Annotated in this window: 17 protein-coding genes; 10 read left to right on the top strand and 7 right to left on the bottom strand. The window is 70.0% G+C overall.

The features are described 5' to 3' along the window. Nucleotides 1–131 precede the first annotated feature (131 nt). Nucleotides 132–1,115: a hypothetical protein gene (locus ACFV1J_RS24240; RefSeq protein WP_385861201.1), complete on the top strand. Its 984-nt coding sequence runs from the start codon at nucleotides 132–134 to the stop codon at nucleotides 1,113–1,115. 43 nt (nucleotides 1,116–1,158) lie between these two features. Here ACFV1J_RS24240 and ACFV1J_RS24235 read toward each other — a convergent pair whose 3' ends face one another. Further along, a complete protein-coding gene (locus ACFV1J_RS24235; protein WP_385861200.1) occupies nucleotides 1,159–1,692 on the bottom strand; it encodes an SMI1/KNR4 family protein in 534 nt (177 codons plus the stop codon). 360 nt (nucleotides 1,693–2,052) lie between these two features. Between ACFV1J_RS24235 and ACFV1J_RS24230 the strand changes: the two genes are divergently transcribed. Next, nucleotides 2,053–3,192, top strand: coding sequence for an RICIN domain-containing protein (locus ACFV1J_RS24230; protein WP_385861198.1), 1,140 nt, complete (start codon nucleotides 2,053–2,055; stop codon nucleotides 3,190–3,192). Between the two features lie 123 nt (nucleotides 3,193–3,315). Here the strand turns inward: ACFV1J_RS24230 and ACFV1J_RS24225 are convergent, their stop codons facing one another. Next, nucleotides 3,316–6,168, bottom strand: coding sequence for an AAA family ATPase (locus tag ACFV1J_RS24225; RefSeq protein ID WP_385861197.1), 2,853 nt, complete (start codon nucleotides 6,166–6,168; stop codon nucleotides 3,316–3,318). 244 nt (nucleotides 6,169–6,412) lie between these two features. Between ACFV1J_RS24225 and ACFV1J_RS24220 the strand changes: the two genes are divergently transcribed. The 5 genes from ACFV1J_RS24220 (at nucleotide 6,413) to gap (ending at nucleotide 14,078) form a co-directional block, all read left to right on the top strand. After that, entirely contained in the window at nucleotides 6,413–7,330 is a 918-nt protein-coding gene (locus ACFV1J_RS24220) for a GNAT family N-acetyltransferase (protein WP_385861196.1), read from the top strand. Between the two features lie 593 nt (nucleotides 7,331–7,923). Then, nucleotides 7,924–10,029, top strand: a complete 2,106-nt coding sequence (locus ACFV1J_RS24215; protein WP_385861195.1) for a flavin monoamine oxidase family protein — start codon at nucleotides 7,924–7,926, stop codon at nucleotides 10,027–10,029. Continuing rightward, nucleotides 10,026–11,885 carry an alpha-keto acid decarboxylase family protein gene (locus ACFV1J_RS24210; protein WP_385861193.1) on the top strand — a complete coding sequence of 620 codons (1,860 nt, stop codon included), beginning with the start codon at nucleotides 10,026–10,028 and terminating at the stop codon, nucleotides 11,883–11,885. Before ACFV1J_RS24215 ends, ACFV1J_RS24210 begins: the two co-directional genes overlap by 4 nt. A 110-nt stretch (nucleotides 11,886–11,995) precedes the next feature. Next, nucleotides 11,996–12,952, top strand: a complete 957-nt coding sequence (locus tag ACFV1J_RS24205; RefSeq protein WP_385861191.1) for a GlxA family transcriptional regulator — start codon at nucleotides 11,996–11,998, stop codon at nucleotides 12,950–12,952. Between the two features lie 127 nt (nucleotides 12,953–13,079). Further along, entirely contained in the window at nucleotides 13,080–14,078 is a 999-nt protein-coding gene (gap, locus tag ACFV1J_RS24200; RefSeq protein ID WP_385861189.1) for a type I glyceraldehyde-3-phosphate dehydrogenase, read from the top strand. Nucleotides 14,079–14,096: 18 nt separating this feature from the next. Here gap and ACFV1J_RS24195 read toward each other — a convergent pair whose 3' ends face one another. Further along, complete coding sequence (locus ACFV1J_RS24195; RefSeq protein ID WP_385861187.1) at nucleotides 14,097–14,870, bottom strand: FAD-dependent monooxygenase; 774 nt, start codon at nucleotides 14,868–14,870, stop codon at nucleotides 14,097–14,099. Nucleotides 14,871–14,887: 17 nt separating this feature from the next. Further along, entirely contained in the window at nucleotides 14,888–15,742 is an 855-nt protein-coding gene (locus ACFV1J_RS24190) for an alpha/beta fold hydrolase (RefSeq protein ID WP_385861186.1), read from the bottom strand. 488 nt (nucleotides 15,743–16,230) lie between these two features. Between ACFV1J_RS24190 and ACFV1J_RS24185 the strand changes: the two genes are divergently transcribed. Next, nucleotides 16,231–17,646, top strand: a complete 1,416-nt coding sequence (locus tag ACFV1J_RS24185; protein ID WP_385861184.1) for a DEAD/DEAH box helicase — start codon at nucleotides 16,231–16,233, stop codon at nucleotides 17,644–17,646. 133 nt (nucleotides 17,647–17,779) lie between these two features. Here ACFV1J_RS24185 and ACFV1J_RS24180 read toward each other — a convergent pair whose 3' ends face one another. After that, nucleotides 17,780–18,364: a hypothetical protein gene (locus ACFV1J_RS24180; RefSeq protein ID WP_385861182.1), complete on the bottom strand. Its 585-nt coding sequence runs from the start codon at nucleotides 18,362–18,364 to the stop codon at nucleotides 17,780–17,782. 114 nt (nucleotides 18,365–18,478) lie between these two features. Then, entirely contained in the window at nucleotides 18,479–18,940 is a 462-nt protein-coding gene (locus ACFV1J_RS24175; protein WP_385861180.1) for a MarR family winged helix-turn-helix transcriptional regulator, read from the bottom strand. A 105-nt stretch (nucleotides 18,941–19,045) separates the two neighbouring features. Here ACFV1J_RS24175 and ACFV1J_RS24170 point away from each other — a divergent pair, with 105 nt between their 5' ends. Both ACFV1J_RS24170 and ACFV1J_RS24165 read left to right on the top strand, forming a co-directional pair. Further along, a complete protein-coding gene (locus ACFV1J_RS24170) occupies nucleotides 19,046–19,417 on the top strand; it encodes a VOC family protein (protein ID WP_385861178.1) in 372 nt (123 codons plus the stop codon). Between the two features lie 2 nt (nucleotides 19,418–19,419). After that, complete coding sequence (locus ACFV1J_RS24165; RefSeq protein WP_385861176.1) at nucleotides 19,420–20,397, top strand: DNA-3-methyladenine glycosylase family protein; 978 nt, start codon at nucleotides 19,420–19,422, stop codon at nucleotides 20,395–20,397. 76 nt (nucleotides 20,398–20,473) lie between these two features. Here the strand turns inward: ACFV1J_RS24165 and ACFV1J_RS24160 are convergent, their stop codons facing one another. Then, nucleotides 20,474–21,409, bottom strand: coding sequence for a LysR family transcriptional regulator (locus tag ACFV1J_RS24160; RefSeq protein ID WP_385861175.1), 936 nt, complete (start codon nucleotides 21,407–21,409; stop codon nucleotides 20,474–20,476). Nucleotides 21,410–21,464: the final 55 nt, after the last annotated feature.

The following is a 21,464-nucleotide window of genomic DNA, read 5'->3' as shown; positions in this document are numbered from 1 at the left end:
CCGCACCGGCTTCGGTTGCGGCGCGGCGGGTAAGGCAGCCGGCATAGGCGATCAACCTTCCTGAGCATTCCTTGCTCCCTTATAGAGGGCGGGACATATCCGGGCGTTGAGACCAAAGGACAGGTGAGACAGTGACCCTGATCACTGCTGCGAAGCGGGATGTGCGCAAGCTGCGGAACCGGCGTTCCCTCGCGGTCGCCGCACTACTCGCCCTGTGCGCTGCGGCGACGCTCATCACCCTCGTGTTCCGAGCCGCGCACGGGCCCCCGGCCGACGCGCCGACGATCGACCTGGAGGAGCACATCCGTGGGTACGTCCGGCACTTCCCCTCCGACCAGGCGTACCGGATCCCCGACGCCGCCGAACGCGCGCAGGTGAGCGAGGGCATCGCGGACATCGTCGACGGCAGACTCGACGCGGCGCGCAGACCGCTGTCCGAGGCCGGCTACACGGTGCGCACCGTGCGTCTGGCGGGCTCGCACCGGGTGGTCGCCCAGGTCGCCGAGGCCACCGGACGGGGGGCGCAACTCCGCGGCTGGGGCGAGGTGTTCGTCGATCTGGGGCGGCGTGTGCAATGGAGCGCACAGGTGCCGCACCCGGTGTCGGACCAGGACACCGAACTGCTCGGCGCGGAGCTGTTCTCCCGGGCGCCCGGCGGGGTCCTGGTGCTGGCGGGCGCCACCCGTGACGCGGGCCGGGGCAACGCGGCAGATGTGGCGCACCGTCAGGATTCCGTCTTCAACGCCGTGTGCGCCGTGCTGGCCGCCCGTCGGATCCCCGGTATTCAGGTGCACGGCTTCGCCGACGACAGCTCGCCGGGCAACGACGTGGTGGTGTCAGCGGGGCCGGGCGAGGCGGGCCCCCGGGTGCGCGCGGCGGCCCGCCTGCTGTCCTCCGCCGGGTTCACGGTGTGCCGGGCATGGGACCAGGACTGCGGTCGCCTGGAAGGCACCACCAACGTCCAGGCACGCACGGCCGCAGCGGATGACGTCCCGTTCCTGCACATCGAGAACAGCCACCACGTCCGCGACTCCCCGACGGCACGCTCACGGCTGGCCGCCGCGCTGGCCGAAGCAGCGAGTCAATTGGCCGAGGGTGGGGCCACCGCCCCTTGAGGGAGGCGTCTCCCAGCTCGGCTCCGGACGCGACAGCCGTCACTCATCGTTCGGTGGAGCCGGGCTCGAACGTCGTGCCGAGGTCGTACTGCGCCATCCCGAACGGCTGGAAATCGGCGTCGGCGAGGATGCGGTAGAGGAACTCCGAGGTGGACATGTCGTACCGGTGCCATGCTCCGATGTCATTGGACCGCGCGAGGATGGGGTACTCGCCCGGCCGCTCGGCATCGATCAGCCAGAAGTACTCGTCGGCCCATTCGGTGGAGCCCCACTCCACCAGTCCCTTGCCGCCCGGCGCGTAGATCGCATAGGGCGCGACGGCGGAGACGTTTCCGTACTTGCTGTCCTGGTCGACCGACAGGGAGACCCTCCACTGGGCCAGGAAGTCGAACGAGACGCCCTCGTCGCGTCCCAGAAAGTAGAGGGAATCGCTGAAGACGCCGCCGCCGAACGCCTCGTAGAGCTCCTTGTAGTCCGCCGGCAGCGGAACCCCCAGCTCTCCCTCGATCGCCGCCCAGCCGACGGAGATCCCGAGCGGCTCCCACCCGGTCAGTTCGATCACTCGCTGAACCCACATGCGACAAACTTCTAGCACGGGTCTTCGTTGCGATGTCCCTCGGTCCCCTCGTCGCTCAGGTCAAGATCGACGAGGCCCAGTGGGCAGGGGAGTGCCCGGTCCGCCGTCGGTCACGAGCGCCCCTCTCCTTCCGCCGCCGCACCGCCCCGCAAGCCTCCGTCAGTTGACGGATGTAACGGCGCGTGGCGGCCCTTACGTTGACACCGCCGCCGCGAGCCACCGCCAGGGGGAGCGGAGTGCTTCCTCGCCTCCCTTTTGGAACGGTCCGGGACGAGGTTGCTGCGTTGCTGCGGCCACAGGGGCCGGTCGTCGGAAACCGGTCCGGCAGGCAAGAACTGCTTGAAGGAGAACAGACCCATCATGATCACCGAGTCGACCCCACACGGGCCGGTGCGGCGGACGTTGGCCGCATTCGCCGCGGTCGCCTTCGCCACGCTCGCCACGTCGGTGTCTCCGCTGACCACCGGAACCGCCCATGCGGACACCTCCGCCTTGGCGGGCCTGTCCCTGTCACCGCGGTTGCCCCAGGCAGACGGACTCGCGCCGTCCCTGGATCTGGCGAAGGACTCGCCCGATTACGGGACCGAAATCGTCGTCAACAAGCGGCCGATGGCGAACTGGAGCATCGTGCCCAACGGTGACGGGAGCTTCCTGATCCGCAACGACAAGACGCAGAAGTGCCTCGACTTCAACACCGACAACAACCACCTCGTCGAGCCGGTGTACTGCGACCAGACCAATACCAAGCAGAACTGGTATCTGCAGCCCTCGGACGCCGGCGGCGGCTACTACCTGATCCGCAACGTCAACACCAACCAGTGCATGGACGTGTTCGGAGGAAGCGGGAACGACGGCGCGACGGTCGGCCTCTCCAACTGCCACGGCAACAGCAACCAGGAGTGGATCATCGGGCCGACGCCCAGCCCCGGCTACACGGGTCCCACCCTGTCGGATCTGGCCACCGCGTACGCCCTCAAGCAGTGCAGCAACAGTTCCAGCATCATCAAGTCCTGTGACTACACGGTCACCGGCGACAGCGTGGCGTCCGTGGGGAACCTCAAGCGGGTCAGCTCCAACGTGTGGAACAACAGCACCGATCCGGCGGACCGGACCATCACCTGGACGCAGACCTCGTCCGAGACCAACACGGTGGGCAGCTCCATCACCGTCACCAGCGAGGTCGGGGTCAACATCGAGGTCGTCTCGGTCAAGGTCAGCAGCGCGATCAGCGCTCGCTACGAGCACTCCTGGACCCAGACCAACACCGTCAGCGACGCCAACAAGATATCCGTGAAGCCGAACAACTACAGCTGGGCGATGCGGGGCCAGCTGATGAAGACGGTGACGGGCAAGTGGACGTTCACCAACGACCTCGGTGACAAGTGGTCCGGCGACGGAACCGCCACGCTCCCCGCCGTCGACGGCACCGACGATCTCAGCAGCAACCTGGTGCTGTGCACGAGCGACAGCCTGGCCAAGGAGTGCGTCGACAACCGGTGACCGGCGTTTCGCGCGCCCTGTCATGATCTGACGGCACGCCGCCGTCGGACGGTTCCCCGGTTCCGTGGACGGAGCCGGGGAACAACGCGTGGGGCCCGCGCGCCCCGGCCCCAGGGGAACGGCTCAGTCCTGGGAAGGCGACCGCCCGGACCGCTGCCGGCGGGTCACCTCGGCGGCGATCTCGACCCGCGAGGTCATCGCCAGCTTCCTGAGGATGCTGGACACATGGGTACTGACCGTGCTTCGGGCGATGGACAGCCGAGCCGCGATCTCGGGGTTGGAACACCCCTCGGCGACGAGCTCCGCGACCAGGCGTTCCGTATGCGTGAGTGCCTGCCAGCCGTCGCGTGCGCCGGTTCGGGCCCGGTGCGATCCACGGCGGACGGCGACCGCCCGCAGCCGGGATGTCGCCTGCGCCGCGTCCCGGACCGCGCCGAGCCGCGTGAACGTCTCCAACGCCTGGTCGAGCAGGACGCGGGCGTCGTCCAGACGCCCTCGGCGGGCCAGCGCTTCGGCCGCATCGGTGCAGGCATGTGCCGCGTTGAGTGGCCGCGGTGCGTTGCGGTAGCAGCGGACCGCCTCCATGAGCAGATCGGGGTCCCCGCTCAGCAGACCTTCGCAGCGGTAGGCGTCACCGAGGTGGTAGAGGCCACCGCTGTCCTCGGCCCGGCGTTGCGCGGCGGCGGCATAGCGCCGTGCGCTGTCGTGATCCCCCTGGGCCAGGGCGAGTCGGACCAGATCGGGGGTCAGGAAGCCCAGGATCAGCTGGCCGGGCAGATGGCCGACGCCCTCGTCGAAGGCCTTGGCGAGTCGGGAGTACGCGCGCCGGCCATCGCCCCGCGCCTCGTCCAACAGGGCGCCGGCGCACATCGGCAGATACTCGTAGAAGGCGGCGACCGTCGCGTTGTCGAGCTCGGGCGGCACGGCCGTCAAGTGCGCTTCGGCGAGGGGGCGCTGGCCTCTGTGTGCGGCGATCACCGCCGCCATCGCCCGCAGCGCCCGGCTCATCGCGGCCTGGTCCCCGCAGTCAAGACCCGCTTCGATCTCTGCCAGCGCGTCGTCCCAGCGCCCCGTGTGGAACGCGAGGAGCGCGCAGGACAGGTGGTGCCAGGGCAGGAACACCCCGCCGATGCGCTCCGCCGGTCCTCGTACGGCGGTGAGGGTGCGCTGGGCTTCCGGCCCGAGGTCGAGGTCGATGTAGCAGTTGACCAGGGAGAGTTGCAGTCCCAGCCACTGGGCGGGGTGCATCGTGTCGGGGGTGATGCGGGAGGCCTGCCGCGCCAGTTCGACGGCTTCGGCGTCGGGGGTTTCGATGAAGCGCTTGGCGGCCAGTACGTGCAGGGCGCTGGCCAGAGCGGAGCTGTCACCGGCCTCGTCGGCGGCGGCCCGAGCGCGTGAGGCCGTGGCGCCGGCTTCGGCGAGGTCGCCCAGCGCGAACAGGCACACCGCGCTGAACGCCTGGAACTGGACCCGCTCGATCGCCTGGACACCGGCGCTCCGGTATCCGGCCCGCGCCTCCGCCAGCGCCAGGTCGGGTCGGCCGCGGGCGAACGCGGCTTGGATGATGATCCAGCGCAGTACGGATTCCAGCCCGGAGTCAGGTGTCTTGGCCAGGGCGGAACGGGCGCTCTCCTCCGCCTCCGCGAGATGGCCGCAGGAGAGCTGCGCGACGGCGTGGTGCAATCGGAGGTTGCCGTAGCCGGCGTCCGCGGGGTCGCCGATCTCCAACGCCGTGGTGAGGAGCCGCAGCGCCATGGCGGGGGCCCGGGTGGTGAGCCGGGCGGCGGATCCTTCCAGCCAGGTGATCAAGAATTTCGGGCTCGGCACCCCGTTGAGCAGGTGCTCGGCAACGCGTTCCGGAGCCGCGCCGGCCTCGGCGAGCCGCTGCGCCGCTTTGGTGTGCAGCATGGCCCGGACCGAACCCGGCACGGCGTCGTACAGCGCGTTCCGGATGAGCTCATGGCGGAAGCGCAGGCACTGGCCGGTGTCGTTGAGGATTCCGGACGCCTCGGCCTCCGCCATGGTGGTCAGCAGGTCGCGCAGCGGGATGTCCATGACCGCGGCGAGTTCGGCGGTGGTGCAGCCGGCGCCCAGTACGGAGACGATGCGCAGCATCTGCAGCACGTCCTCGCGCAGATCGCGGAGCCGGTGCGTGACCAGCGCGGTCAGAGTCGGCAGCGCACAGGTGGCGGCGACCTCCGCCGTGGTTGTGCCGGCCTCGATGGCGTGCTCGCGCCGCAGCGCGGCGACCAACTCCGTGAGGTACAGCGGGTTTCCGGCAGCTCCCTCGGCCATCCGCCGCAGTCGGGGACCGGCCTCCCGGCCGCAGCGGTCTGCGAGCAGGGCCGCCACCGCAGGGGTGTCCAGGGGGGCCAGTTCCAACAGGGTGCGGTTGCCGGCGATCGTGCTCCGCGACAGATGGGCGACACCCTCCGCTCCTGGCACGGGCCGATGGGCGCCGACCACGAGAAGCGGCAATTGATGCACCGAGCGCACCAGCTTGTGCAGCACGGCCAGGCTCGCCGGATCGGCCCACTGCAGATCGTCGAGGAACAGGGCCAACGGCCGCTGCGCGCACAGGTCCTCGACCAGCCCGACCATCGCCCCGATCGTCGCCGCATCCGCCCCCGCGGCCTCGCTCCTGGCGCCCGCCACACCGTAGCGGGCATCGCCGCGCAGGACCTGGGCGGCCTGCGCCCGCCGTTCGTCCGAGGGGGACTCCTCCAGCCTCAAGCAGGTGGAGATGACGGCGAACGGGCAAGGTTGGGACAGGTTCGGGGCGCTCGCGGAAAGCACCTGTATGCCTCTGCGTCCGGCGTCCGCCGCGGCCTGTTCAAGTACCGCGGTCTTCCCGAGACCGGCCTCTCCCACCACGAAGGCGGCCTGTCCCACGCCGGCGAGTGTGGACTCCGCCAACCGGGACAGCTCCGCCAGCTCGGCCGCCCGACCCCGCAGACGACCTTCGAAAGAAACCATACAGACCCCCGCGCGCCATGCAATGACATGGATTTAATAGCACACGGCTTGGATTGGCCTAATGATTGACCATTCCCCGGACAGAACGACGGTGCGCGGCGGCGGCCCGGCGTACGACCTCCCGGCGGGGCGGCCGGGCACCTCGCCGAAGAGCGGGCGCTGGCCCATGCGAGCTGGGTGCGCGGCACGGGACTCCTCGCCTCGACCTCTTTGCCCGTCACCTTTCTCTGACTAAGGTCAGAGAATGACGATGGAGCAGGTAGAGCAGGTAGAGCAGGTAGAGCAGGTACGACGCTTCAATCGGGCGGTCGCCGAGCGTGTGGGAGTGCTGCACGACCACTATCTGGGCGGCGCACGCCCCTACGGGCAGGCCCGGCTGCTCTGGCAGATCGGCGACGAGGGGACGCACGACGTCCGCAGCGTACGGGCTCGACTCGGCCTCGACTCCGGCTATGTGAGCCGGCTGCTGCGGGCGCTCGAGCGCGATGGCCTCGTCGTCGTCGAGCCCCACCCCGGCGACCGGCGGGTACGCACCGTGCGGCTGACCGAGGCGGGGCGGCAGGAGCGCGCTCTTCTCGACGACCGCAGCGATGCGCTCGCCGCATCGCTTCTCGCCCCGCTCGATGCCCGGCAGCGGGACCAGCTGACCTCGGCCATGGCCGAGGTCGAGCGATTGCTGACCGCCTCGGTGGTGTCCTTGGAAGTGATCGACCCCGAGCACCCGGACGCCGCGCACTGCCTGCGGTCCTACGCCGCCGAGCTGCGGGAGCTCTTCGAGGGCGGCTTCGACCCCGCACACAGTCTGCTGCCCGACCCGGGTGAACTGCGCGCGCCGCACGGTCTGTTCCTCGTCGCCCGGCTGCACGGTGAGCCGGTGGCCTGCGCCGGCCTCAAACTGCCCGCCGGAGCACCCGCCGAGATCAAACGGCTGTGGGTCTGCCCCCGCGTCCGAGGGCTCGGCCTGGCCCGGCGGCTCCTCTCCGAACTCGAAAACCGCGCCGCACGACACGGCAGCGATCTGGTGCGGCTCGACACCAACAAAGCCCTGGAAGCGGCCACCCGTCTCTACCGCAACAGCGGGTACACCGAGGTTCCCGCCTTCAACGACGAGCCCTATGCCCACCACTGGTTCGAAAAGCGGCTCACCCTCAGAACTCAGTAGAAAGTACCCTGCCCGCCACGCACGCTGCGCGCCAGGCACGCTGCCCGCCAGGCACGCTGCGGCGGCCCCTTCTTCCTCCTCGCGGCGGCGTGAACGCCTCACGCCCGCGGGCGACTGCCGATCCCGCTGGTCGGGGTATGCCCCTCCGCTTCGCCCACGCCCGCCTGGGCGTGGACCCTCGACTGGCGCATGCCGTTTGAGCTTTTCCGTTATGTCCGGAATATTCATAAAAGGTATGCATGCCTTCTCGTGGCTACGTTTGTCGCGCCAGGCCCTACCACTGTGATTCCCCGGTGTCCCGTCCACGAGGAGTTCCCGCATGACCACAACCCGGGTGCGCCCTGAGCAGCCGCCCGTCATGCAACTCCCCGTCGTCCCCCCGCTGCGTATGTCCCGGGAGACCCAGGGAGACGTCCTGGCCGCGTCCGACAAGGACCACCCGGCGTCCCGCTCCGTGCAGTGCGCCGAGGGCGGGACGCCGGCCTGTCACCACGCTCCGCCACCCCGCCGCGGGCGATCCACTGCCCAGAAGCTGACGGGCCCCTCCCTCCGGTTCATCCGGCACCCCCCACCTCTGACGTAGGAAGCGACGCATGGACAACAGCCCCCTCACCGTCCCCACCGTTCCCCCGTCCAGCAACGGCCACGGCCCCCAACCCGAACCTCCCTCGGAACTCCATCGGCAGCTCGCCCGTGCCCTGCTGCTGATCGGCCCGAACGACGAAGACCTCAAACTGCGCTATCTCAAGACACTGATCGACAACGGTCTGCCCCCGACCAGCGCCGCCGAGCGCAAGCGCGTCCTGATCGTCGGCGCCGGCATCGCCGGCCTGGTCGCCGGTCACCTGCTGAAGAACGCCGGCCACGAGGTGACCATCCTGGAGGCCAACGCCAACCGGGTGGGAGGCCGGCTGAAGACCTTCCGTACCGAGGACCCGAAGCATCCCGCGTTCTGGGACGAGAAGCAGTACGCCGAGGCCGGGGCGATGCGGATTCCGGACTTCCACCCGCTCACCCTGGCCCTCATCGACAAACTCGGCCTGTCCCGAAGGCTGTTCTACAACGTCGACATCGAACCGGGCACCGGCTGCGAGAACGTGCCCGTCCCCCCGGTCGTCTACAACTCCTTCAAGAACAACGAGAAGTGGCAGTACGGGAACGAGAGCCCCGCATTCAAGGCTCCGAACAAGGCCAACCGCACCTGGATCCGCACCAACCGCGTCCAGGTCCGCAGGAGGGACTACGCGCTCAATCCACGCCCCGTCAACGAGGGCTTCAACCTCTCCGGCAGCGAGGCGTGCACCCAGGTGTCCCAACTGGTCCACCAGGCCCTGGAACCGGTCCGGGACTACTACTCCGTGCTCAAGGCCAACGGCGAGCGCGAGAACAAACCGTTCGAGGAGTGGCTGGAGGGCTGGGCCCGGGTCATCCGGGACTTCGACGGCTACTCGATGGGCCGCTTTCTCCGGGAGTACGCGGGCTTCAGCGACGAGGCGATCGAGGCCATCGGCACCATCGAGAACATGACCTCCCGCCTCCACCTGGCCTTCTTCCACACCTTCCTGGGACGCAGCGACATCAACCCCAACGCCACCTACTGGGAGATCGACGGTGGCAGTTGGAAACTCCCCTACCGGCTCGCGGACGGCCTGAAGGACAACATCCAGATGGGTCAGCGGATGACCCGCCTGGAATATCTGGACCCCTGGAGCGACGGCGCCAACAGCCGGGTCACCCGGTCGTCCGGGCACCGGGTGCAGATCGACACGGTGAGCGAGCAGGACCCCCAGGCCCCGCCGCAGACGTGGGAAGGCGACGTGGCCATCGTCACCGTCCCCTTCTCCAGCCTCCGGTTCACCCGCGTGAACCCACCGTTCTCGTACAAGAAGCGCCGCGCCATCATCGAGACCCACTACGACCAGGCCACCAAGGTACTGCTCGAATTCTCCCGCCGTTGGTGGGAGTTCACCGAGGAGGACTGGAAACGGGAGCTCGGCGAAGACCTGTACCGGTGGTACCAGCAGCAGGGCGAGGACGAGGCCGAGGCCGCACGGGCCATGCCGGAGCACCTGCGCAACGCCCCGCACGGGCCGCTCGGCCTCCTCAGCGGGGTGGCGGACACCCAGATCAGCGAGGCACAGCTGAAGCACTACCGCAACTGGTCGCTACAGCAGGCGCCGGTCCGGGAAGCCAGTCATGTCTACGGCGGCGGCTCCACCACCGACAACCCCAACCGCTTCATGTACTACCCCTCCCATCCCGTCCCCGGCAGCGAGGGCGGCGTGGTCCTGGCCAGTTACAGCTGGTCGGACGACGCGGCGCGCTGGGACTCCATGGACGACGACGAGCGTTACATCTACGCCCTGCGCAACCTCCAGACCCTCCACGGCCGCCGCATCGAGGCGTTCTACACCTTCCACGGCCGGACCCAGAGCTGGCTGCGCGATCCGTACGCCTTCGGCGAGGCCGCCGTCTACACCCCGCACCAGATGACCAGCTTCCATCTGGACGCGATGCTGCCGGAGGGCCCGATCCACTTCGCCGGCGAACACATCTCCCTCAAGCACGCCTGGATCGAGGGCGCGGTGGAGACCGCCGTGGCCGCCGCCATCGCGGTCCACGAGACGCCGCGGCCGGCCGACCTCGCCGCCATGGAACCGGCCGCAGCCGACCGTCAGCAGGAGGTTCTGACGTCATGACGACCACCAAGACCGGCTCATGGAACGTGGGCCGCTACCTCGCCACCCGCCTCCAACAGCTCGGCGTCACCCACCTGTTCGGGGTGCCGGGCGACCATCTCGGCCCCTTCCTGTCGATCATGCAGGAGACCACCGACGTGCGGTGGGTCGGCACCCCCACCGAAGTGGGAGCCGGCTACGCCGCCGACGCCTACGCCCGGGCCAAGGCCGCCGACGCCGACCCGGACCAGGGCGAGGTGGGCATCGGCGCAGTCGCCGTCACCTACAGCGTCGGCTCCTTCAACCTCCTCAACCCCATCGGCGGCGCCTACGTCGAAAACGTACCGCTGGTCGCCATCAACGCGGCCCCGTCCTACGAGCAGTGGCTCAACTACCAGGCGATCGGCCTGCTCACCTCCCACATGAGCCAGCGCCGCGAGAGCAATCTGGACGTCTACCGCCAGGTCACCGTCGACGCCCAGGTGATCTCCAACGCCGCGCTGGCTCCCGTCCAGATCGACACCGCGCTCACCGCGTGCCTGTCCGAGCGCCGGCCGGTCTACCTGGAGATCATGGACGATGTCTGGAAGGCGCCCTGCCCCGAACCGAAGGGCACGATCGAACGCCGGGTGCGCCCGTACACCGCCCGCAACGACGAGATGTGCCAGGCGGCGGTCAAGGCCACCGTGGAACTGATCGACCGGCACCGCAACCCCATCCTGTGGGCCGGTGAGGAGATCGAACGCCAGCGGCTGGAGGAAAAGTTCACCGCACTGGTGGAGAACACCGGGATCCCGTTCTGCACCACCATCGGTGCCAAGTCCGTCGTCTCCGAGAACACCCCGGGCTTCTCCGGCGTCTACAACGGCAAGGCCAGCGATCCCAAGGTGCGCGAGACCTTCAAGGCACACGGCTGCCGGATCGGCCTGGGCACCTGGTCGACGTCGAAGAACCTCGGCGGCGAGCAGGCGCTCGGCGACGACTGGGCGGTCGCCGTGCGCGACGGCGTCAGCGTCGGCGCCCGGTACTTCCCCAGCGTCCAACTGGCCCACTTCATCGAGGAGTTGGAGAAGGCCCTACGGGAACGCTACGGCCACCGCGGTCTGGCCGCCGACGCCTTCGCGCTCGCCCATGACCAGGGCCTGGACGTACCGGCGAGCACGGACGCCTACCTGTCCGGCCTCAGCTCCTCGGACCAGCCGGGGGACCTGCCGGTGACCTACGACAGCTTCTTCGAGCACATCAGCGCGTTCCTCCAGGAGCAGACCACGGGCTCGGGCACCGGCGCCACCACCCCCTACACCGTGATCTCGGACGCCGCGTTCGCCCTGATCGGCTCGATGAACCTGCGGATGCCCGAGCGTGCCTCGTACATCGCACAGAACAGCTGGCTGTCCATCGGCTACTCGGTCGGTGCCACCACCGGGATCGCCCTCGCCAGGAAGCGGCGGAACAAGCGCCCGCTGGTGTTCGTCGGCGACGGATCGTTCCAGGAGACCTGCCAGGAACTCTCCACCCACGTCCGCCAGTTGCTCAACCCGGTGATCTTCGTGCTGGACAACGAGGGCTTCTACGGCATCGAGCAGATGCTGGTCAACCCCTGCTATTACAAGGGCCGGACGTCCGACGGCGCCGACTTCTACAACGTCCTCCACCCCTGGAACTACGACCGCCTGGCCGAGGTGTTCGGATCCGAGAAGACCCCGATGACCGGCGAGCAGATCCAGAATCACGGGCAGCTGGCCGCCCTGCTGGACCGCATCGCCAACCCGGAGGACACCATCAACACCGGACCGACCCTGGCCCAGATCAGGCTCGCCCGCCACGACTACCCCAAGGCCATGACATACAAGATCAAGGAGAAGTGTCCCGACTGAGGACCGACGGCGGGGACCGTACCGGTGGTGCCGGTCGAGCCCATTGAGCCGGTCCAGCCGGTGGAGTGGTCCCCGCCCTACCTTCCCAGGAGCCAAGTAGCCTCATCTCCGTGCCAGCCTCCTCCTTGCATCGCGTCGCCGTCCTTGTGCTCGAGGGTGCGAAGCCACTCGATGTCGGAATTCCCGCGCAGGTCTTCACGACCCGCGCGAGCATGCCGTACGAGGTGCGGGTGTGCGGCGCGACACCCGGTCCCGTGACCGGCGGCGACGGCCTGTCGTACGACGTCGCCCACGGCCTGGAGGCGCTTGCGTGGGCCGACATCGTCTTCGTGCCCGGCTACCGGTTCCCGGACCGCGACGACCCGCCGCAGGCCGTCGTCGACGCACTGATCGCCGCCCACGACCGGGGCGCGCGGCTCGCCGCCATCTCGACGGGCGCCTTCGCGCTCGCCGCCACGGGCCTGCTCGACGGCAGGCGCGCCACGACGCACTGGCACTACACACGGGCACTCGTGGCCAGGCACCCGCGCATCCGGGTCGACGAGAACGTCCTGTTCGTCGACGAGGGCAGCGTGCTCACGTCGGCCGGTGCCGCCTCCGGCATCGACCTGTGCCTGCACATCCTGCGCGGCGACCTCGGAGTGGCCGCGTCCAACCATGCGGCCCGCCGCCTGGTCGCGGCCCCCTACCGCAGCGGCGGCCAGGCCCAGTACGTGCCGCGCAGCGTCCCCGAGCCGCACGGCGAGCGCTTCGGCACCACGCGCGAATGGGCGCTGCACCGGCTCGCCGAGCCCCTCACCCTCGACATACTGGCGCGGCAGGCCGGGGTCTCGCCGCGTACGTTCTCCCGACGCTTCGTGGAGGAGACCGGCTACACGCCGATGCAGTGGGTGATGCGCGCCCGCATCGACCTGGCCCGCGAACTGCTCGAACGCTCCGAGCGCAGCGTGGAACAGATCGCATCGGACGTCGGGCTCGGCACCGGCGCGAACCTGCGCCTGCACTTCCAGCGCATCCTCGGCACCACACCGAGCGAGTACCGGCGCACCTTCACCCGGGGCGAATAACCCCGCCGCCGGGCCCCGGGTGGCGGGATCCTTGTGTGGCGGGATCCTTTTGAACCATGGCGATACCGCCACTGTCGGCGGCGCCGGCCGCGGACGAACCTGGTGGCGAAGGGAAGGGACATCATTCATGACTCGCATCGCCATCAACGGATTCGGCCGCATCGGACGCAATGTGCTGCGCGCACTGCTGGAGCGCGAGAGCACCCTGGAGATCGTCGCCGTCAACGACCTCACGGAGCCCGCCACTCTCGCCCGGCTGCTCGCCTACGACAGCACGGCCGGCCGGCTCGGGCGTCCGGTGACCGCTGACGGGGACGTCCTCGTCGTCGACGGCCGCCGGATCGCGGTGCTGGCCGAGCGCGAACCGGCGCAGCTGCCGTGGGCCGAACTCGGCGTCGACATCGTCCTGGAAGCCACCGGCCGCTTCACCTCGGCCAAGGCCGCCCGCGCCCACCTCGACGCGGGCGCGCGCAAGGTGCTCGTCAGCGCCCCGTCGGACGGCGCCGACGTCACGCTCGCGTTCGGGGTCAACACCGACGCCTACGACCCGGCCGTGCACACGATCGTCTCGAACGCCTCCTGCACCACCAACGCGCTCGCGCCGCTGGCCAAGGTGCTCGACGATCTCGCCGGTATCGAGCACGGGTTCATGACGACGGTGCACGCCTACACGCAGGAGCAGAACCTGCAGGACGGTCCGCACCGCGACCCGCGCCGGGCCCGGGCCGCCGGGGTCAATATCGTGCCGACCACGACCGGCGCCGCCAAGGCGATCGGCCTGGTGCTGCCGAACCTCGACGGCAAGCTGTCGGGCGACTCGATCCGCGTCCCGGTGCCGGTGGGCTCGATCGTCGAACTCAACACGACCGTCGCCCGCGACGTGACGCGTGACGAGGTGCTGGCGGCCTACCGCGCGGCAGCCGAGGGGCCGCTCGCCGGCATCCTGGAGTACTCCGAGGACCCGCTCGTGTCGTCCGACATCACGGGCGATCCCGCCTCGTCGATCTTCGACTCGGCCCTCACCCGCGTCGACGGCCGCCACGTCAAGGTGGTCGCCTGGTACGACAACGAGTGGGGCTTCTCGAACCGCGTGATCGACACGCTCGAACTCCTCGCCGCCCGCTGACCGGACGCCGTGGCGTGATCAAGAGCGCTCTTCGAGCGTCACGGCTGATGCGGCGGATGACGGCGGATAGTCGTCGAGGGCCACGGAGTGGTAGAGGCGCGCACTCTTGGTGGTGAGGCGAACGAGGGCGCGGCTGGGGCCCGCGGGCAGGGCGGAGATCAGGCGGGCGCCCTGGGCCAGTCCCCACACGCCGAGGCGGGACGTGGGGATCAGGGTCTTCGCCGCGCTCAGCGCGACCTCGCGACTGCCGCGCACGTGCTCGGCCATCACGCGCTCGTAGGCGCGGAAGGCGCGCGCGTGGTCACCGCCCGCCCGGGCCAGCTCGCCGGCGAGGACGTACGCGCCGACGACGAGGTCGAAGCGGCGCGGTGCGGCGTTTTCGAACCGCACCTCGCCGTCGGGCGAGATCGCGGTGATCGAGTCGCCGAAGACGTACTCGACGTCGTCGCGTGCGGCGTCGTAGTAGATCTCGCTCAGGTCGTCGCGCAGGATCTCCACGTGGCGCTCGGAGGCGCCGCTGAAGATCTTGGAGAGATCCGCCCGGACGGGACGCCGTGAGCCCTCCCGGTAGACGGTCATCCGGTGCGTGCCGGTGGCCCGCTCCTCGATACGCGGGAGCACGCCCATTTTCTCCGAGATGTCCACCGCGGGCCGAAACAGGTCAACCGCGTGGCCGCCGGTCTTGCGCAGGGCCGGCGCGCGCTCGACGACGGTGACGGAGTACCCGTACCTGGTGAGCCAGTAGGCCAGAACGGGACCGGCGATGCTGGCGCCGGAGACGAGAATCCGCACGGCACTCCTCCTTTCCTTCAGTCCACCCGTACGGCGTGGATCGCGGTGAAGGCCAGCAGGGGGCCGGCGGTCCGGGGCGGATCCTCGAGCACGGGCGAGTGCCCAAGGCCGGGCAGCAACTCGACCTGCGCGCCCGGAACGGCGCGGTAGTCGTAGGCGGACGACGAGCGCCATCTGCGGTCGTCCTCGCCGAAGATCACCAATAGCGGCTTGCCCAGGACCCGCAGTCGATCCGGCAGCGCCCGCTGCTCCAGGTAGGAGCGGGTGGCCCGCATCGTCGTGGTGCACGTGTGGTGGGTCATGGCGCGCACCTCGTCCAGCAGCTCTTCCGGTGCCTGGTAGCCCGCGCGGCTGAAACCCGTGCTCGCGAGCCGCCGGAGCTGCTCGTCGGTCGGCGGCCACTGCGTGGGGCCGGCTGCGGCGGAGTCCGGTGCGATGAAGGCGTCCAGGCTGGGCCCGGTGTTGATGAGCACGAGCGCGGTCACCAGGTCGGGCCGCTCTTCGGCGAGAGCGGTGGCGACCGCGCCACCGCTGGAATGACCGACGACCACGGCGTGTTCGACGCCGAGCCGGTCCAGTACCACGCCGGCCCGACGTGCCTGGTCCGGTATCGCGTAGCTGCGGTCGGCCGGTTTGCCCGACCGGCCGTGTCCGAGCAGATCGAGCCGGATGACACGGTGAGATCCGCTCAGCAGCGGAACAAAACGGTCCCACGAGCGGGTCGAGGACGCGGACCCGTGGATGAGCAGGAGCGCGGGGGCCTCGCGGGGGCCGTCCTGGCACACGTAGATGTCGCCGTCGTCCAGCAACAGGGACCAACTCTCGGTCGCCTGGCCGCCGTTCACGTAGGGATCGCTGTCAGAAACAGTCATGCGCCCACTGTCTCCGCCGGTACGCACCGGTGGATTGGACGAATGTTCCCCGTGGGTCGTGTCCTATGTGGGGGGCCGGCGGATCAGGCGCTTGTAGCAGCAGAGTTCGCCCCCCTTCAGCCCGCACATGAGCGGAGTCCAGCACCCCACGCGTCACGTCGGCCGGGCCGGCGTCGTCCAGCTCCCACAACCCAGCTGTGCGTCGTGAGGTTCACTGCCGGGGGACTTGACCGCTCTTCCCTGCTGAAGACGCCTTGCCAGGGAAATCGTCCAGACACGTCGGAAATGGCTCTCAGTCTGTGTCGCATCACCGACGGAGGCGGAGCGATCAGCACCACAACGCCGGGTCGAACTGTCACCGTGTGTTAGCCTCAGACGTTTGCACGGACGTGGCGGCTGGCGATTCTGCCCGTCCGGTTTCCCTTGTTCGTCGGTTGCTCATTCCTGCCGGGCCTTCCTCGGTACGTTCCCCTTGCGGAAGGCTCTTCATGAATCACCCGGACCGCCCCGGTACCTCGCACGGCGACCTCGCCCGGCCAGCGACGCTCACCCCGACGATGTCCCCGGTCGCCTCCTTCGCCGACCTGGAACTGCCGGCCGAGGTGCTGCGAACGCTCACCGAGCTCGGCCTGCGCGAGCCCTTCCCGATCCAGGCAGCCACGCTGCCCAACGCCCTCGCGGGACGCGATGTCCTGGGGCGAGGACGCACCGGATCGGGGAAGACCCTCGCCTTCGGTCTGCCGCTGCTCGTACGGACGGCCGGGCGGCGCGCGGAGCCGAAGCAGCCCCTCGCTCTGATCCTGGTGCCTACCCGGGAGCTGGCCCAGCAGGTCACCGAGGCGCTCGCGCCGTATGCCGACGCGCTCCGGCTGCGGATGGCCACGGTCGTCGGCGGTATGTCGATCGGCCGGCAGACCGCTGCGCTGCGCGACGGGGCCGAGGTCGTCGTCGCCACCCCTGGCCGCCTGCACGACCTCGTCGAGCGCGGGGCCTGTCGCCTGGGACGGGTGCGGATCACCGTCCTCGACGAGGCCGACCAGATGTGTGACATGGGCTTCCTGCCGCAAGTCACCGAGGTGCTCGACCAGGTGCACCGCGACGGCCAGCGGATGCTGTTCTCGGCCACCCTGGACCGCGACGTCGACCACCTGGTCCGCCGCTACCTCCACGACCCCGTCGTCCACTCGGTCGACCCGTCCGCGGGCGCGGTCACGACGATGGACCACCACGTGCTGGTCGTCCACGGCCCCGACCGGTACGCCGTCACCACGGAGATCGCCGCCCGCGACGGCCGCGTACTGCTGTTCCTGGACACCAAGCACGCGGTCGACCAGCTCACCCGGCATCTGCGGGCCAGCGGAGTGCACGCCGCGGCCCTGCACAGCGGCAAGTCCCAACCGCAGCGCACACGGACCCTCGCGCAGTTCAAGAACGGCCAGATCACCGTCCTGGTGGCGACCAATGTCGCGGCCCGTGGTCTGCACGTCGACGATCTCGACCTCGTGGTCAACGTCGACCCGCCCGCCGACCCCAAGGACTATCTGCACCGTGCGGGCCGCACCGCCCGGGCCGGTGAGTCCGGCAGCGTCGTGACGCTGGTGCTGTCCGGCCAGCGCCGCGAGATGAGCCGGCTGCTGGCCGAGGCCGGCATAGAGCCGACGGTCACCAAGGTGCGCTCGGGCGAGGCGGAGCTGAGCCGGATCACCGGGGCCAAGGCCCCCTCCGGGACCCCGCTCGACGGAGGGCCCGTCGCGCCCCGGGCCAAGAACGCCAACGCCCCCTTCCGCGGCCTGGGCACCAGCAAGGACGCCTCCCGCGGCACCGGCGGCAAGTCCCGCAAGGCCATCGAGGCCCGTAAGCTCGCCGAGGCCCGCAAGGCGGCCCGGGTACGCCGCGGCGGCTGAGAGCCGCTGCCAGGGGTGCCGCGGCAAGCCCCGCCGTACTGTGAGGGCGCCGCGTGAGAGGCACCGGGTCGTTCGTCGTGCCGAACGCCGCCCAGCGAACATGAACCTGGCCTCGTGATGCGACGTTGCTCGCTCACATGCCTTGCAGGGCCTTACGCAGCCGTTCCTCCAGGGCATCCCGCGCCGACGTCCATCTCTGCACGGCTTGTTGGGCTTCATGAACCCGATCGGGAGGTGGCAAAGGTCCCGTCCGCTCCCAGGAGCTCTCGTATGAGCCGATGTCGCTGCCGTGCGCGGAAAGCTCCTGTTCCCGCTGTTCCTCCCACCTGTGCCGCTCTTCAGCCTCGCGATGGTCGATCCATGTCAGCCCTTCGAGGAACTGCTGGGCCAGCCGCCGCTCTTCGTCCTCCAGCACCTCGCCATGCTTGATCAGGAAGGTGTTGATCTTCGGGACCTCGGCCCGCAGATCCTGACCGCCCGCGTTCCACCGCGACTGGATTTCAAGGTCGCGGAGTTTGCCGAGCAGTTCCTGGAGGGCTTCCAGCCGCTGTTGGTCATACGGTCCGCGGGCGACGCGACGTCGCTCCGCCTGCTCCAGTTCCTGGCGCGCCGTCTCGTTCTCGGCTTGGCGCCGCTCACTGCGTCTCCACTGGAGGTAACCCACGAGGGCGACGAACACCGTGGCGCCCACGGGAAGCGCGGTAGTCAGTAACTCCACGGCGGCATTGTGCCGAGAGCGGTGCCCCACTGGCCAGCGCCCGGCATCGACACGCGTCTGTCGGCACGGACCGCCCGGCACCACCTACGGCGAAGAAACCGGAGCGGGCAGCGGTCAGGTGTCGAGGGCCTCGGTCATGGCGTCGAGGTCGGCCAGGAGGGCGGTCAGTCGTCGGGCAGGGATGTTTTTGATCATGCGTTCCTCGATGGCGTAGACGGCGCCGCGGGCCGCGTGCAGGCGCTGCTGTCCGGCCGCGGTGAGGTGGATGGGCAGGGCGCGGCCGTGATCGGTGCTGGTCGCCTGGGTGATCAGGCCCGCCTCCTTCAGGCCGCGCAGCACGACGTTGGCGGACTGCCGGGTGACGAAGGTGCCCCGGGCGAGGTCGGCGTTGGACAGGCCGGGCTGTTCGTCGAGGAGCTCCAGGCAGGAGTACTGCGGGACGGTGAGGTCGTGTTCGCGCAGGGCCTTGTCCATGGCGCCGCGCAAGGCGGCCGAGGCCCTCTTGAGCCGGTATCCCACGTGCTCGGTGACGTCGTTGGCTGGATGGGGCGGGGGCACGGGCGCACGGTTCTCCATGTCAGCATTTTGACATGCCTGACGGTCGGTGCCTATCTTCGGCTATGTCAAAGTCCTGACATTGAAAGCTTCTGGAAGACCAACCCGACCCCCCTTGGAGTTCCCATGACCGCCACCGTCGAAGGCCCCGATTTCATCGCTCTGCAGGTGAGGAACGTGCCGGCCGCGGCCGCGTTCTTCGAGGAGAAGCTCGGACTGCGACGAGCCCCCGGTGGACCGGCCCACGCGGTCGTCTTCGCCACCACCCCCATCCCGTTCGCGGTCCGCGAGTTGCTTCCCGGCGTCGACCTCGACACCGTCGACCGTCCTGGCCTGGGTGTGGCGCTGTGGCTGCGCACCACCGACGCCCCGGCGCTGCGCGAGCAGCTGCTGGCGGCGGGCACGGAAGACGTCACCCCGCTCACGGACAGCCCCTTCGGGCCGACGTTCTCCTTCACCGGGCCCGAGGGCTACCGGCTCACCGTCCACGGAGGCTGACCGTGAAGGCCGTCGTCCTCAGCCCCCGAGGCCCGTTCTCCCTCGCGGCGAGTCTGCGCTTCCTGGAAGGCTTCACCCCCGCCCCCTACCGGCAGGGCGCCGACGGGGTGCTGCGCCTGGCGTTTCCCTCGGACGACGGCCATGGCACGGTCACCGCCGCCGTGCGGCAGGAACCACCGCGGGAGGGGCCCGGCTCCGGCACGGGCGCGGTGCATGCCGACCTCGCCTTCCACCCGGCCACCGGCCCCGGCACCGAGGCATCCGCCGACGGCGACGACTGGGAGTCAGCCACGGCCGGCGTCGCCCGCAATCTCTCCCTGGACGTCGACGGCTCCGGCTTTCCGGTCCTCGCGTCGGCGGACCCCGTCGTGGCGGGACTCATGGAGGAGTTCCCGGGGCTGCGGCCGGTGTGCTTCAACTCGCCCTACGAGGCCGCGACATGGGCCGTCATCGGCCACCGGGTCCGCAGGAGCCACGCCGCCGCCGTCAAGACGCTGCTCGCACAGCGGCACGGGCAGCGTGTCCGGGTCGCCGGGCACGAGCTGTGCGCCTTCCCCGCCCCGCACGTCCTGCGCACCCTCACGAGCTTTCCCGGCCTGACCGAGGTCAAGGTCCAGCGGCTGCACGCGATCGCCGACGCGGCAGCCGTCGGCCGTCTCGACGCCGCCGCTCTGCGCGCCATGCCCGCCCAGGAGGCGCTCGCCGCCCTGCGGGAGCTTCCCGGCATCGGCCCGTTCTCCGCCGAGCTCATCCTCATCCGCGGTGCCGGGCACCCCGACCTCTTCCCCCGCCACGAACCCCGCCTGCACACCGCCATGACCGCCGCCTACGGCCTCGACGACCAGGCGGCCGGTGGGCCGGGGCTCGTACGGCTCGCGGAGCGGTGGAAGCCCTACCGCAGCTGGGTGGCACTCCTGCTGCGCGCTCATGCCGACCCACACATTTCTGGTTGCGCGCACGGCCTCCAGGCATCTCGGTAGGAGTCGCTGTGCGGCCGCCGGACCGTCGCCGGAGACGATCTCAGCCCGGCAGGGTCGGCCGCTCAGCGAAGCTCGTTCAGTGCGGAATCACCCAGCCCGGTGCCCAGGTACCGGCGGCGTCGTGGCCGGCCGCTGTGGCGGCGAGGTGGGCGCGGAGGGTGGCCAGCGCCGGGTGCGGGTTGTCGCGGTGCCACAGGAGCGAGTGCGGGTAGACGGGCGTCGGGTCGGTCACCGGGATGCGGCGCAGGCCGTGGCCGGCGGGCCAGACGAGGCGGGTCTGCTCGGTCGTGAAGGTGGCCAGGGCCGGGGTGTCGGCGACGGTGTCGAGAAGCGCGTCGGAGCCGAAGTTGGGGCCGGTCGCCTCGATGGTGAGGCCGAACTCGGCGGCGAGGTCGTCGTAGTAGGCGGCCCACTCGGTGCCGGGAACGAGGCCGGGCATCCAGATCCGGTGCCCGGCGAGGTGGGCGACGGTGACCGACCGGGCTCCCGCCAGCGCGTGGGCGGGGCCGGTGAGGAGCTGGTGCGGCTCGTCGAGCACCCGGACGGAGGCGATGTCCTCGGGCAGGGGCCGGCCGGGCGCGGCGACGGCGCGGAAGGACGCGTCGATCGCACCGGACCGGATGGCGGCGACGGCGGTCTCGATGTCGAACAGCATCACCACGTCGAGGTCGATCTCGGGGTGCGCCTGGTGGAAGCCGCGCATCAGGCCCGAGGGCGCGACGCGCGAGGCGATGATGTCGACGCGCAGTGGACGGTGGCCGGTGCGCACGGACGCGACCGCGCGCTCGGTGACACGCAGCAGCTCGCGCGCGTGGGGCAGGAACGCCTGCCCGTCGATGGTGAGCTCGGCGCCGCGGGGGGCTCGGGTGAACAACCGCACGCCGAGGTTGCGCTCCAGCGCGGCGATGCGCTTGGAGACAGCCTGCTGGGTGATCGACAGATCGGTAGCGGCCTTCTGGAACTGGCCCGCTTCCGCGACGGCGACGAAGGTACGTACTGCTTCGAGATCCACGCCGGTCCACCTTAGTGAACAACGAATGGTTGTGGATCGATGGTAGGGCAGTTGT

The sequence above is a fragment of the Streptomyces sp. NPDC059649 genome (genome assembly GCF_042734445.1).
Taxonomy (GTDB): Bacteria; Actinomycetota; Actinomycetes; order Streptomycetales; family Streptomycetaceae; genus Streptomyces.
The sequence above is the reverse complement of the archived record's forward strand: the minus strand, read 5'-3'. Positions and strand labels throughout refer to the sequence as shown.